Below are 13,432 nucleotides of genomic sequence, written 5' to 3' on the forward strand. Positions count from 1 at the left end.
TTCCGGAAGATATGGATGGGCAGACAAGTTTTATTTCCAGAGGAGCCAATATGGCTATGCAGAAGGGGATGCTTGTGATAACTTCAGCTGGAAATCGTGGAGACGAGGGTTATTTCAATATCATAAGTGCTCCTGCAGATGCTAATGTGCTTGCCGTTGGCGGAGTTGATCCTTCAGGTAATTATGCCCCATTTAGTTCTGTTGGACCCAGCGCAGACGGGAGAATTAAACCTGATGTGGTGGCTCAGGCTATCGAGGTCGCAGCTATCAACGAAGATGATAGGCTCGTTGGCGTGAATGGCACATCATTCTCCAGCCCGATCATGGCAGGAGCCATTGCATGCCTCTGGCAATTAAACCCGGAATGGACTAATTTCGAGGTGATGCAATTGATTAGAGATCTGGGGCATCTTGGCAATTCAACTAATAATTTCCTGGGGTATGGTATTCCAGACTTTTCAACTCCCGCTAATTCCGTTGCTCCTAATTCTTCGGAATTAATTTTATATCAAAATCCAGTAGACGAATTTCTGAAATTTGCCGGACCAGCAACCGATTATAATATCCGGATTTTCAATACCGCAGGAAAAATGGTCTTAAGCGAACGCAGCGTTTCTTCAGAAATTAATCTTTCCGGCTTTTCTCGTGGTATTTATATTGCTATGTTTGAATCTGAAAACACGACTGAAAAATTTCTTATCATCAAAAAGTAATGAGTTTTAAGCACAATAGAATCACTGAACTTTTCAATATTGAATATCCTTTAATACAAGCGGGAATGATCTGGGCAAGCGGCTGGAAATTAGCCAGTGCGGTCTCTAATGCCGGTGGTCTTGGAATTATTGGGGCAGGTTCCATGTACCCTGAGATCCTTAAGGAACATATTCAAAAATGTAAAAAAGCTACCGATCACCCTTTTGCGGTAAACGTGCCGATGCTCTATCCCGATATTGAGAAGATCATGGACATTATTATTCATGAGGGTGTTAAGATCGTATTTACTTCTGCCGGGAATCCTAAGACCTGGACATCTCATCTACAAAGTCATGGGATCAAAGTGGTACACGTAGTAAGCAGTGTAAAATTTGCTGTAAAATCTCAGGAAGCCGGTGTAGATGCTATTGTTGCTGAAGGATTTGAAGCAGGTGGTCATAATGGTCGTGATGAAACTACCACTTTTACCTTGATTCCTATGGTTCGTGAAAAGATCGATATTCCGCTGATAGCAGCTGGAGGGATTGGCAATGGAAAAGGAATGTTTGCAGCGATGGTACTTGGCGCTGATGCTGTGCAGGTTGGAAGCAGGTTCGTAGCGACACCCGAGGCAAGTTCTCACCAGAATTTCAAGGAAATGGTAGTGAAAGCGAAAGAAGGTGACACTGTACTTACCCTTAAGGAACTCGCACCAGTAAGATTACTAAAAAATAAGTTTTTTGAAGATGTTCAGGAACTTTATACTAAATCTCCAAGCAAAGAAGATCTTACTTCTTTACTCGGAAGAGCCAGAGCAAAGAAAGGGATGTATGAAGGTGATCTGGAAGAAGGCGAACTTGAAATAGGCCAGATTTCCGGATTGATCAATGAGATCAAACCTGCTGCTGAAATTGTAAAGGAAATGATTTCTGAATTTGAAGAAACTAAAATCGCTTGCCAACAATTTTAAAGCGTGTAATCTTCGTAGTCAGCCAATTTAGAAGCCACAAATTTTCTCCAACGTAACTCTGCTTCTTTATTTTCACTATGTGAAGTTTCTTTATCAAAACGATTCTGCATAGCGACTCTTTCAGTTTCAGTAATATTATAAAGTCTTTTTAAATCCTGTCGGATCCTTCTGCCAGGTTCATATTCAGCAAGCCGCTTTCTCAGTTTCCTTGCATGCAATTCAGTTATATCAAAATGTAATCGTTCATGAGCCAGTAAATATTCGGGATTGTTCACGTCCTTTACCCAGCTTAAATCCGGATAAAAATTACTTTTCACTTCATTGGTAAGCTCAGGCTTTCCTGTGCTCGTACTATAGTTCCAGGAATAGCTTATCCCGGAATTTGTATTTGCTGAAAAATCTATATTATAATCTGGCGCAGCTTCAAAATTTTGCCAGCTAAGACGATCTATATCAGCCCAAGCAATTTTTCTTTTTTCCTGTGCACCGCCAATATGGACAATCCCTAAGAGAAATAAAACGAGAAATACTTTTCTCACGAATAGTTGAAATTTATTAGCTTTTCAATATCTGTGTGCAGACTATGATAGACCGGGCAGGTAAGTGCCGCGTTCTCCAGGATCTTCTTTTCCTTCTCCTCAAAGCTTCCTTTTACAGATATGTTGATCTCAATTTTCGAAATCCTTCGAGGCTTATCGGTCATCACCTTGGTAACCTCAGCGGTAGTACCCTCAATTTCCATTTGATGATCATTGGCCTTAATTCCCATGATCGTAAGCATGCATGAAGCAAGTGCCGTTGCCACCGTATCTGTTGGTGAAAAAGCTTCCCCTTTACCATGATTGTCCACAGGAGCATCGGTGATCATCTTCGATCCACTTTGCAAATGTTCAGCTTCTGTTCTTAAATTTCCGAGGTATGTAACTTTAGAGGTCATTTGCTTCAGTTATAGTTAGATCTTCATTCAGGTTTAAAATATAGATCGCATCATTAGTATATCCACCCTCAGGCTTCATCAAATAATGAAATTTGCTCTCGTAATATTCAGTATAGCCAGGATATTTTTCAAAGCTTTCGTATAGATCTTCCGCTGAAGCCAGTCTTAACAATACATCCATTGTAAGATCGTAACCACGCATGGCGTACTGGTTAGGCTGAACTTTGAATTTCTTAGCATACTCTTTTACGTATTCATCATCTTGCTGGGTATCGAATTCCTTGTCTACTGAAGGGTAATGAAGTTTCAATTTTCCCAGATGATTGTTGGAGATCACATCACTTTCGTATCCATTATTCTTATTGGTAGTAAGCAGCGTGATCTTATTATTTCTTGTTAACCTGTTCAAAGCAGCAGCAACACTACTTATAAGGTTCATATTTTCAGACTCAAGAATCACCCAGTTTTCGCCGGAAGACATTACTTCCGCCAGTTTTGCTTCGGAAACAAAATTATCTGAAGGATTTACCGTTCTCGCTGAAGGTACCGCACTCATCAATTCATTTTTGATGGCAAAAGATTTTGAGTCGGCAATAACAATCACATTTTTTCCACTCGCATTTCTGGCGATATAGTCAACCATTTTCGATCTTAGAAATTCTTCACTTGGTCGGGACTGGAATAAGTTTCCGTAGCCTTTCATACTTCGATTACTAAGTGGATTGATCACAGGAATGTTCTTGTTCTCCAACGCTCCAGCTACAGTTTCTGTTACATCCTGAATTAGCGGACCTATAACCGCATCTACATGATCAAAGTTATTCGTTCTTAAAATGTTTGAGACTTCCCCAGTACTTCTTCTGGTATCATACACCTTAAGCTTTGTAGAAATCCCCATGCTTTTCGCTTTCTCCACAGCCATTAGAACACCACTATGGAAATCAAGAGAAATTCGTATCACTCTTTCATTAAGTATAGCGTTACGATAAGTAGGAATTGAATCGGCATCAACTTTATCCAGATGGAACGGCAGCATTAAAGCGATCTCCTTAGTATCGCGATTATCGATAGAAGATTTGAGATCTACTTTAGACTGCGAACCTGATCCCATACCGGTGTACCTCTTGTCCTCCTCATCTTCAGGATTTCCATCCTTTTTTGGAACCTTTAGCACCATCCCAAATTTCAATCCTTCTGTTAATGCAGGATTTAACCTGATCAAAGAATCCTGAGATACTTCAAACTTTTTAGACAGTCGGTAAAGGGTTTCCTGTGGTTTTACTTCGTAAAATCGAAAACGATCATCAGTGATAATCACCGGTTCCTCATCCAGGACAGCAGTGCCAACACGAATCATCATACCAGGCTGTAATATTTCTACTTTAGGATTCATCTCGTCCAGCTCCTTCAGCGTCATCCCATACTTTCTTGCAATTCCATATTTGGTTTCCTGCGGAAGTACGATATGCTCTCTTGTCTTGAAGTTTTGCGAACTACTGGAAACTTTAGAATTCACAGGTTTCTCTGCGGGAGCTTTCTCTGACTGATTTGTTGATTCCGGTTGCGGAGTATTCTTTACCACCACGTTTTCCGCAGGAATATTTCCAACAGGAATTTGAATGGTTTCTCCTATCTGAAGCTCCTTGGAATATAACTGCTTATTATACCTTTTAATATTATCGATACTAACTCCGTATTCCTTTGAAAGACTATAAAGCGTCTCCTTTTTCTTTACCTGGTGTTCTTTGAAAGATACAGATGTAACTGAAGTTTCTGTATTTGAAGACACTTCAGTATTATTTTCAGAAATTGGAATAACGAGTTTTTCATCGATCCCTATTCCGTTCTTTGCTTCCGGATTGTATTTATAGATATCCTCCTCATCAATACTGTAAGACTGGGAGATACTAAACACAGTTTCACCTTTTTTCACAGTATGATATTTGTACGACTGCGCGTTTGCAGACATACTTATCACCTGGAACAGGAAACATAACACAAATAGGTACTTCATTCTTTTATCTTTTTTCGAGATTTTATTCCCACTCTATAGTTGCCGGCGGTTTGGAGCTAATATCATAGACTACTCTATTAACGCCTTTCACCCGGTTGATTATTGTATTCGAAGTCTTTTGCAAGAACTCGTAAGGTAGATTCACCCAGTCTGCAGTCATTCCATCTGTGGATTCCACAGCTCTCAATGCTACAACCTGCTCGTAAGTCCTTTCATCACCCATGACTCCTACCGACTGTATGGGTAGTAAGATCGCTCCGGCCTGCCATACTTTGTCATATAACATCCAGTCTCTTAATCCCTGTATAAAGATATGATCTACTTCTTGAAGTATTCGCACTTTTTCTGCCGTTATATCACCAAGAATTCTAATCGCCAGTCCCGGACCTGGAAATGGATGTCTCCCGAGTAATACTTTGTCAATTCCAAGTTCCTTTCCTACTCTTCTAACTTCATCTTTGAATAGCATTCTTAGCGGCTCTACCACTTTCAGCTTCATGAAATCGGGTAATCCTCCCACATTGTGGTGCGACTTGATCGTTACTGAAGGTCCATTAACTGAAACCGACTCGATCACATCTGGATAGATAGTTCCCTGCGCCAGGTATACAACGTCCTTGATCTCGTGAGCTTCGTCATCGAAAACTTCAATAAAAGTATTCCCGATTGCTTTTCTCTTTTCTTCAGGATCTGAAAGACCTTTCAACGCATCCAGAAATCGTGCCGAAGCATCCACTCCCTTTACATTAAGCCCCATGTCCTTGTATTGGTCCAGTACGCTTTCGAATTCATTCTTTCGTAGAAGACCATTATTAACGAAAATACAGTACAGGTTTTTGCCGATTGCCTGGTGTAATAAAACGGCGGCAACCGTAGAATCCACACCTCCACTAAGACCCAGTACCACTTTATCGTCTCCGATCTTTTCCTGTAAATCTGAAACTGTAAGATCCACAAAGGCTCCAGGCGTCCAGCTTTGCTCAGTACCCGCGATCTTTACAAGAAAGTTCTCTAATAATTGCTTACCATCGGTTGAATGGTAAACTTCTGGATGAAACTGGATTGCGTAGGTCTCTTCCCCTTCAATTCTGTAAGCTGCATTTAGCACATCTGAAGTACTCGCCAGTCTTACCGCATTTGCAGGAAGGTTTATAATAGAATCACTGTGACTCATCCAGACTTGTGAATTCTCCTTGATATCTTCAAACAACAATTCTGCATCCTTGATCACCGAAAGATTCGCTCTTCCAAATTCCCTTGTATCTGACGGTTCAACTTTCCCACCGAAAAAGTGGGCAAGATATTGAGCACCATAGCAAACTGCCAGCATAGGCAATTTACCTCTTATCTGTGACAGATCTGGGTGCGGGGCATCTTCGGCTCTTACAGAAAATGGACTTCCTGAAAGAATAACCGCTTTAAAACCTGATAAATCTTCTGGAATTTTCGAGTATGGATAGATCTCGCAATAAATGTTCAGTTCCCTAACACGCCTTGCAATAAGCTGTGTATACTGCGAACCAAAGTCTAGGATGAGTACGTTGTTTTGCATGTGCAAAAATAGGAATTTAGGTAAAAAAAGCCGGCAAAGGAAGATGGAAATTTTCTATATTTAAAATGCATTAAGACTTTGTCCATTATGAAATATTTAAATGCTATAATTTTTGCCATCGCGATCATGGCTGCAGCCTATTTTCTGAGTGATGCTTATGTTTCCAGAGCTAATCCCGATGGTGTCATTTCGGTGACCGGTTCAGGTAGTGAAAATTTCATTTCAGATCTAATTGTGTGGGAAGGTAGATTCAGTAGAAATTCTCCTAATCTGGAAGCAGCATATAATCAACTTGATCAGGATAAAAATATTGTAAGATCCTATCTTATTGGTAAAGGGATTAAAGATGAGAACATTGTCTTCAACTCTGTTCAAACTAATGAACAGCAGGAGAATCAGTATCAAAACGGGAATTATGTGGGCAGTATTTTTAAGGGTTACGAACTAACGCAACCTGTAAAAATCGAAAGCAATAATGTAGAACTTATCGAAAATGTGTCACGTGAGATCACGGAATTATTGAATAAAGGCGTCCAGTTTAATTCCTCTCCTCCCAGGTATTACTATACCAAAATGGCAGATCTCAAAATTGAAATGATCTCTAAAGCTACAGAGGATGCCAGACTACGTGCAGAAAAAATCGCATCGAACAGCGGGGAAGATCTTGGCGATCTCAAAAGTGCCAATATGGGCGTGTTTCAGATCACCGGCCAGAATAGCGGCGAGGATTTTAGCTGGAGCGGTGCATATAACACGGCAGATAAAAACAAGACCGCATCTATAACAATGCGGCTTGAATATGAGATAGATTAAGTATTAGTCTAAAGTAGCCAGTATCTGCTCAATATCATCTTCAGTAGTATCCGGATTAATAAAGCAGAATCTCACAACACTTTCATCCTTCCACAGAGATGGGGTGACCAGTGCAAATCCTGAATTATGATTCTTGTAGGTCCATTCACGGTAATCTTCCGCAGACCATCCTTTTCTCTTAAATAAGACTACAGATAAACTTGCCGGTCTTACCAGTTCAAGCAAATCATTCTGCTTCACTTTGGAAGCGGCAATATTTGCAAGTTCTATCCCTCGTTCAATAGCTTCTTTATACTTGTTAGTTCCATGCATCGCCAGTGAAAACCATAATGGCATCCCTCGTAATCTACGGGTAAGCTGGATCTGGTAATCTGCAGGATTAAATCCTTGTGCCCCTTCGTCCTTGAATATCTCAAGATAAGCACCTTTTTGAGAATGTGCTTTTTTCGCAAGTTCCAGATTTTTATAGATAACCGCGCCACAATCGTATGGTGAAAACAGCCATTTATGAGGATCAATAGTAATACTGTCTGCCTGCTCGATGCCGTTAAACAAATGTCTTACAGAATCTGCAGCCAGCGCTCCACCTCCATAAGCACAATCTACATGCAGCCAGATATTTTCCCTTGCACAAACATTTGCCACCCCTTCCAGATCATCTATAATCCCGGCATTGGTGGTTCCACCCGTAGCTACCACAGCGAAAAGTCTATTTCTATCCTGTTCACTTAAATTTTCTAATTCGTTCTGAAGTACAATTCCCGACAAAAATTCTTCTTCTGAATTTACCAGGTAAACATCTGCATCCATTACTTTTGCCATGGATTTTATTGAAGAATGTGCACCTGTTGAAGTGATCAAAAGTGCTCTATCTTTGGCGTGAGCTGGCTTTTGTTCTCGCCACTCCTCTCTTGCAGTAACTAATGCTGAAAGATTTGCAGCTGTACCACCACTTGTAAATACACCAAAAGCAGTTTCCGGTAGACCGGTTAAACTTACCAGCCATTTCATCGCCTGGTTTTCACAAAATATCCCTCCGGCTCCTTCCATCCAGTAAGAACCGTGAATACTGGAAGCTGAAGTTACCAGGTCGAACATGATCGCGGCCCTGGTTGGTGCAGCGGGAACAAATGCCAGGTGTCTTGGATGATCAATAGGTACCGTTGCTTTAACCAGTACGTTCTTAAATAACTGGAATGCACTTTCACCTCCAATACCTTCAGGAGTTATAGTTTCTCCAACAAGTCTCAACAGTTCTTCTTCCTTCTTTGGTGCACCAAGTTCTGGCGTTACATTAGATATACGATCGATAGCATACTTCATCACGTCCAGCGTCATCTCAACCAGATCCATATCTATGGTATGCATTCTATTCTTTTCCAAAAGTGATAATTTTAAAGTTTGCGTCTAAAGGATCTAATTCTGTTAAAAGGCGCTCGATAAGCTCCTGACCGTATTCATCGTAATATTCAGAGAAATTTGTTTGCCGCTCCTGCAGACTCCTGTTTGGAAATAGATCATTCTGTAGCGTAGCGATTCGCTCTACTTCATCCTTTAATTTTCTTTTTTGTGCTTGCAGGAGTCGGTTTTCGAGATTGTCGAGACCTTTAAGCTGCTTTACTTCCTGAGCTTTTACTGCACCAATAAATGATTTATCGGTTTTCTCAGCCAACTCATACATTTGCTGAAATTGCTGAATCAAATGCTCTTTCTGTTCTGAAAAATCAATATTGATATTGCTGATTTTCCGAACCTTTCGATTGATCAGCTCATGTTGTTTCAGAAATAATTCCTTCAGTGAAATATCGAGTTTTCTGCGTTTGGCATCCTGTTTAGCAGTTTGCAGTAATGCTGAATTCCGAAGTAACAACATTGGAAAAACCACATCTTCAGCTTCGAAATAATTCTTTAGCTGCAACCAGTAAGCAAGTTCTCCACCTCCGCCTATATAGCAAAGATTTGGAAGCAGCACTTCCTGGTAAAGCGGTCGCATCATGACATTTGGGCTAAAACGTTCCGGATGCGCATCCACTTGTGCAAGTATTTCCTCTCTACTCCAGCTTATCTCTGTTTCATGAACAAAGTACTGAGCATCTTTTTTAACGATACGTTCCCGAATCTCATCATTGAGATAAAATAAATTGATATCGCGCGGATTCACCTGTACTTTATAGTCCTGTTCTTGCAGGGAATCTATAGCTGCCTGAGAGGCTTTTGAAGAAGACTCATTTAATAATTCGTTCTTTATATGGACGGAAAAATGCTTTTTCAAACGGGAATCTCCAGCTGCGACGATAACAAGGCCTTCTTTGCCAAATAACCTGTTCGCCAGATAGCGCGTGGCATCGGTCAAGTTATTATGCTCCAGATATGTTTTCTGGAACATCTCCTTCAATTCTTCGGCATTAGTTCCTCCACCAATCTCGGAAGAAAAAAGCTTGAAAACTTCCTCAAGCCCTTCCGTAGAAAGTTTACCTACAGCAGTCGCTCCTGCCCGCTTTTCAGCATTATTCCATTTGAATCTTTTTCCGTGGAGATTAAAAAAATTGATCTCTTCAAAATCATGATCCTCTGTAGCCATCCAATATACCGGTACAAAATTATTCTCTGGATGTTCTTCTTTTAACTTCCTGGTAAGATTGATCGTGGAAACTATCTTATAAAGAAAATAAAGCGGACCCGTAAAAAGATTGAGCTGATGCCCCGTAACCACTGTAAATGTCTTTTCTGAAGATAAAAGATCGATGTTACCGGAGGTAGCCTCAGAAACTTTAAGATCTGCATACTGCTCTTTTAGAACTTCAACCAGATCCTTACGAATGGAATTGTTATAAGACCTGGATTTTTCATCGATCTGAGCCCTGAAATTTTCAATTTTAGGAAAACGATGATATAAATGTTCCAAACTTTCTTTTTCTGAAAGATAATCCAGGATTAACGGAGTAAAATAATTGGTATCGGGATAAGCTATATGATCTGTAGACATCAACCTGTTTATAATTGCCGTAAAGATAAAACCTTTTAGGAAGGAAACTAAATCGAGACCAGCCGCATATATATTCTTTACAATTAACTTAACATCTTTAAAATTCTTAAATTCCGGTTATCAATCAAAAACCATTAGTTCATGATCTTAAAACGACTAATTTTCGCACTCTTAATCCTATTCTCATTTACATCCTGTTCAAGTGATGATGACGCTTCAACGCCAGATCGCAGAAGCATTGAAGATCTAGAAGCAGATTTTCAAGCTTTGAACCTGCAACAAGGGATTAACGATGTGACACTTGAAAACCTTAACGGAAGTTCCTGGAATTTTAGAGTGATCATCCCGGAAAGTGCTTCATCTTCTGAGAGACCTCTTGTGCTAACACTTCATGGTGCAGCTGGCGGAGATGTAGATGCGCATAAAAACACTGCCTGTTATGCAGAGCCTGGTTTTGCAGCTTTGGATCCAATTATTGTTAGTCCCAACGGAGGAACCCAGCTTTGGAATAGTGCTTTTAATCAGGATCTTGTTATTGGCCTAATGTATCTAACTCAGAAATACCTAAACGTAGATAGAGACAGAACCGTGGTAACAGGTTACAGTAATGGTGGAAATGGCAGCTGGTTCTATGCTGAAATTTACCCTGAAATATTTACTGCATCTATTCCCATGGCCAGCAGTTACAGTACTTTTAGTTCTAACGGAAGTGTTAGAACCATAGAAACCCCACTATACGTTATTCACGGGGAGAACGACGAATTATTTCCTCTTGCTGAAACTCAGGAATGGGTTGCCGCAACAAAAGATGCCGGTACCAATGTCACGCTGGAAATAGCTCCTGGTTTAACGCATTATGAGTCTTGTAATTATGCTCCATATTTGCAAAATGCTGCGAGTTGGCTACAGGATGAAGTTTGGGACTAAATCGCGAATTTTTTTACTTAATTTTGGATGCATTCACTTTTGAAAATCTAAAATTTTGAAAATCAGATTCTTTTTATCCTTTCTCATTGTAATTACTACAACATTATCTGGACAGGAGGTTCAAAGTCCGTCGCAGTTTCTTGGTTACGAATTAGGCTCTCAGTTTAGCAGGCATGCAGATGTCGTGAACTATTTTGAACATGTAGCTGAAAATTCTGACCTGGTAAATTACCAGCAGTACGGTCTTACCAACGAACGTCGACCACTTACTTATGCCATTATTTCTTCGGAAGAAAATATACAGAATGTTGAGTCCATCAAGCAAAAGCATATTGCGAGGGCCGGACTAACCGATTCTAATGAAACTTCTGAAAAAGCGATCGTATGGTTAAGCTACAATGTGCATGGTAACGAAGCGTCCAGTACCGAGGCTGCAATGAAAACTCTATATGAACTGGTTACCGGAAAGAGAGAACTTCTGGAAAATACAGTGGTAATTATTGACCCTTGTGTCAATCCAGATGGTCGTGACCGTTATGCAAACTGGTACAACCAGGTAAAAGCAACTCCCTTTAATACAAGTCAGTTTTCTGCCGAGCACGATGAACCATGGCCGGGAGGAAGACCTAATCATTATCTTTTTGATCTAAATCGTGACTGGGCATGGGCAACGCAGGTAGAAACAAGACAACGTTTAAAAATTTATAATGAATGGATGCCACATATCCATGTAGATTTCCACGAACAGGATATCAACGATCCTTATTATTTCGCTCCTGCTGCTGAACCGTTTCATGAGATCATTACCGAATTTCAACGTGATTTCCAAACCAGAATTGGAAAAAATCATGCGAAATATTTTGACGATAATGGCTGGTTATATTTTACAGGGGAGCAATTTGACCTGCTTTATCCAAGCTACGGGGATACGTATCCAACCTATATGGGCGCTATCGGGATGACCTACGAACAGGCTGGTCATGGCCGTGCTGGTTTAGGGGTTCAAACCAACGAAGATTATATGTTGACCTTGAAAGATCGCATAGAACATCATTTTACTACAGGAATTTCCACGGTGGAAATGGCTTCAGAAAATGCGGCCGAACTGGTTTCAGAATTTGCAGATTTTTTTGCTGAAGGTGATTCAGAATTTAAAACCTATGCAATGAATGGCGAAAAGGATAAGATCGACGCTTTAACTGATTTACTGGACAGGCATGAGATCAAATATAGTTTTGCCAATTCAGGTACCATCAAAGGTTATTCTTATCAGGATTCCAAAAGTGGAAATCTTGAGTCTTCTAAAGAAACGTTGTTGGTATCTGGGAATCAGCCAAAATCAAAAATGGTCAAAGTGCTTTTCGAACCTAAAGCCAAACTTGTAGATTCTCTTACGTACGATATTACCGCCTGGAGTCTGCCTTATGCCTACGGTCTGGAGACAGTTGCCAGTTCCAAAATCATCAATGGGAATTCAAATAATCCTGAAACCTTTGAGCAAAATACAGCGAACGCTAAAGCTACGGCATTCCTTTCAAAATGGAATAGCATGGAGGATGCGAGATTCCTGGCTGAACTTATTAAAAATGACATCAAGGTTCGTTTTAGTGAAAAACAATTTCAAAATTCCGGTGAAGATTTTAATGCTGGTAGCCTTATAATTTCTAAAAGTGATAATTCATCAATTGAAAATTTCCAGCAGAAAGTGGTGGAGATCGCCAATAACATGCAGCGAAAACTCGTAGCTACTAATACAGGATTTTCGGATAAGGGACCCGATTTTGGATCTGGAAATATAAAGATCATTAATAAGCAGAAAATCGGACTCCTGAGAGGTAAACTGGTTTCTTCGCTCAATTTTGGAGAGATCTGGTACTTTTTCGAACAGGATTTGAAGTATCCGGTAATTCCATTGGAAACTAGTAATCTTTCTGCTAGTGTACTGAGTGAACTCAACGTGCTGGTGATCCCTTCAGGGAATTACTCCGGTTTTCTTGATGAGGATACTTTGAAAATGCTTGAGAACTGGATTCGTGGCGGTGGAAAGGTTATTGCCATCGGGGATGCTGTTTCAGCATTTGCAGGGAAAGATAATTTTGCAATTAAAGAAAAAGATTCTAAGAAAGATTCACTAAAAACTGCCGACAAGCTTGTGCCTTATTCGCAGCGGGAAAGAGAATATGTAAAAAATATGATCACCGGTAGTATCGTAAAAACTTCGGTAGATTCAAGTCACCCATTGGCATTTGGATATGACGATACTTATTTCAGCTTAAAACTCAGCGGTGATAGTTATGAACTTCTTGAGTCAGGCTATAACGTGGTTTACATTCAGCAACCTGAGATCGTTTCTGGATTTGCTGGTAGCGAAGCTCAGAAAAAGCTTGAAAACTCCCTTATTTTTGGCGAAGAAAATATAGGTAGAGGTAGTATTATTTATATGGTGGACAATCTACTATTCAGAGCTTTCTGGGAGAACGGAAAGTTATTTTTTACCAATGCATTATTCCTAACAAATAATAGAGGATATGATTACTAAT

11 protein-coding genes are annotated in these 13,432 nt (G+C 40.2%); 5 read left to right on the top strand and 6 right to left on the bottom strand.

Annotated elements, in window-relative coordinates; translation table 11 throughout:
• Both QZ620_RS02420 and QZ620_RS02425 read left to right on the top strand, forming a co-directional pair.
• On the top strand, window positions 1–713 hold a 713-nt coding region (locus tag QZ620_RS02420), incomplete at its 5' end, for a S8 family serine peptidase (RefSeq protein WP_295178739.1).
• Complete coding sequence (locus QZ620_RS02425; RefSeq protein WP_295178741.1) at window positions 713–1,663, top strand: nitronate monooxygenase; 951 nt, start codon at window positions 713–715, stop codon at window positions 1,661–1,663. The genes QZ620_RS02420 and QZ620_RS02425, both read left to right, overlap by 1 nt.
• On the opposite strand, the gene QZ620_RS02430 is transcribed toward QZ620_RS02425, so the two are convergent.
• From QZ620_RS02430 to guaA, 4 genes are read right to left on the bottom strand one after another with little or no spacing between them, the layout of a single operon-like run.
• The gene (locus QZ620_RS02430) at window positions 1,660–2,202 is read right to left on the bottom strand and encodes a DUF922 domain-containing protein (RefSeq protein ID WP_295178743.1); all 543 of its coding nucleotides are present in this window, start codon (window positions 2,200–2,202) and stop codon (window positions 1,660–1,662) included. The two genes, QZ620_RS02425 and QZ620_RS02430, sit on opposite strands and share 4 nt — an antisense overlap.
• Window positions 2,199–2,600: an OsmC family protein gene (locus QZ620_RS02435; RefSeq protein ID WP_295178745.1), complete on the bottom strand. Its 402-nt coding sequence runs from the start codon at window positions 2,598–2,600 to the stop codon at window positions 2,199–2,201. Before QZ620_RS02435 ends, QZ620_RS02430 begins: the two co-directional genes overlap by 4 nt.
• A complete protein-coding gene (locus tag QZ620_RS02440) occupies window positions 2,590–4,614 on the bottom strand; it encodes a LysM peptidoglycan-binding domain-containing protein (protein WP_295178747.1) in 2,025 nt (674 codons plus the stop codon). The genes QZ620_RS02435 and QZ620_RS02440 overlap by 11 nt, the downstream gene beginning before the upstream one ends.
• Before the next feature lie 22 nt (window positions 4,615–4,636).
• The gene (gene guaA / locus QZ620_RS02445; protein WP_295178749.1) at window positions 4,637–6,166 is read right to left on the bottom strand and encodes a glutamine-hydrolyzing GMP synthase; all 1,530 of its coding nucleotides are present in this window, start codon (window positions 6,164–6,166) and stop codon (window positions 4,637–4,639) included.
• Window positions 6,167–6,253: 87 nt separating this feature from the next.
• Here guaA and QZ620_RS02450 point away from each other — a divergent pair, with 87 nt between their 5' ends.
• Window positions 6,254–6,979 (top strand): SIMPL domain-containing protein, encoded by a 726-nt coding sequence (locus QZ620_RS02450; RefSeq protein WP_295178751.1) that lies wholly within the window; start codon window positions 6,254–6,256, stop codon window positions 6,977–6,979.
• 3 nt (window positions 6,980–6,982) lie between these two features.
• On the opposite strand, the gene QZ620_RS02455 is transcribed toward QZ620_RS02450, so the two are convergent.
• Both QZ620_RS02455 and bshC read right to left on the bottom strand, forming a co-directional pair.
• Window positions 6,983–8,347: an aminotransferase class V-fold PLP-dependent enzyme gene (locus tag QZ620_RS02455; RefSeq protein WP_295178824.1), complete on the bottom strand. Its 1,365-nt coding sequence runs from the start codon at window positions 8,345–8,347 to the stop codon at window positions 6,983–6,985.
• A 1-nt stretch (window position 8,348) separates the two neighbouring features.
• Window positions 8,349–9,965, bottom strand: coding sequence for a bacillithiol biosynthesis cysteine-adding enzyme BshC (gene bshC / locus QZ620_RS02460; RefSeq protein WP_295178754.1), 1,617 nt, complete (start codon window positions 9,963–9,965; stop codon window positions 8,349–8,351).
• A 141-nt stretch (window positions 9,966–10,106) separates the two neighbouring features.
• Between bshC and QZ620_RS02465 the strand changes: the two genes are divergently transcribed.
• Both QZ620_RS02465 and QZ620_RS02470 read left to right on the top strand, forming a co-directional pair.
• Window positions 10,107–10,892: a prolyl oligopeptidase family serine peptidase gene (locus QZ620_RS02465; protein ID WP_295178756.1), complete on the top strand. Its 786-nt coding sequence runs from the start codon at window positions 10,107–10,109 to the stop codon at window positions 10,890–10,892.
• A gap of 55 nt (window positions 10,893–10,947) precedes the next feature.
• Window positions 10,948–13,431 (top strand): M14 family metallopeptidase, encoded by a 2,484-nt coding sequence (locus QZ620_RS02470; protein WP_295178757.1) that lies wholly within the window; start codon window positions 10,948–10,950, stop codon window positions 13,429–13,431.
• The last annotated feature ends 1 nt before the right edge of the window (window position 13,432 follow it).

The sequence above is a fragment of the uncultured Christiangramia sp. genome (genome assembly GCF_913046405.1).
GTDB classification, from domain to species: domain Bacteria; phylum Bacteroidota; class Bacteroidia; order Flavobacteriales; family Flavobacteriaceae; genus Christiangramia; species Christiangramia marina.

Bases quoted from the DNA above. Each gene is read 5' to 3' on its own strand.
- QZ620_RS02435 (WP_295178745.1), bottom strand. From the start codon at position 2,600: ATGACCTCTAAAGTTACATACCTCGGAAATTTAAGAACAGAAGCTGAA.
- guaA (WP_295178749.1), bottom strand. From the start codon at position 6,166: ATGCAAAACAACGTACTCATCCTAGACTTTGGTTCGCAGTATACACAG.
- QZ620_RS02450 (WP_295178751.1), top strand. From the start codon at position 6,254: ATGAAATATTTAAATGCTATAATTTTTGCCATCGCGATCATGGCTGCA.
- bshC (WP_295178754.1), bottom strand. From the start codon at position 9,965: ATGTCTACAGATCATATAGCTTATCCCGATACCAATTATTTTACTCCG.
- QZ620_RS02425 (WP_295178741.1), top strand. From the start codon at position 713: ATGAGTTTTAAGCACAATAGAATCACTGAACTTTTCAATATTGAATAT.
- QZ620_RS02465 (WP_295178756.1), top strand. From the start codon at position 10,107: ATGATCTTAAAACGACTAATTTTCGCACTCTTAATCCTATTCTCATTT.
- QZ620_RS02440 (WP_295178747.1), bottom strand. From the start codon at position 4,614: ATGAAGTACCTATTTGTGTTATGTTTCCTGTTCCAGGTGATAAGTATG.
- QZ620_RS02455 (WP_295178824.1), bottom strand. From the start codon at position 8,347: ATGCATACCATAGATATGGATCTGGTTGAGATGACGCTGGACGTGATG.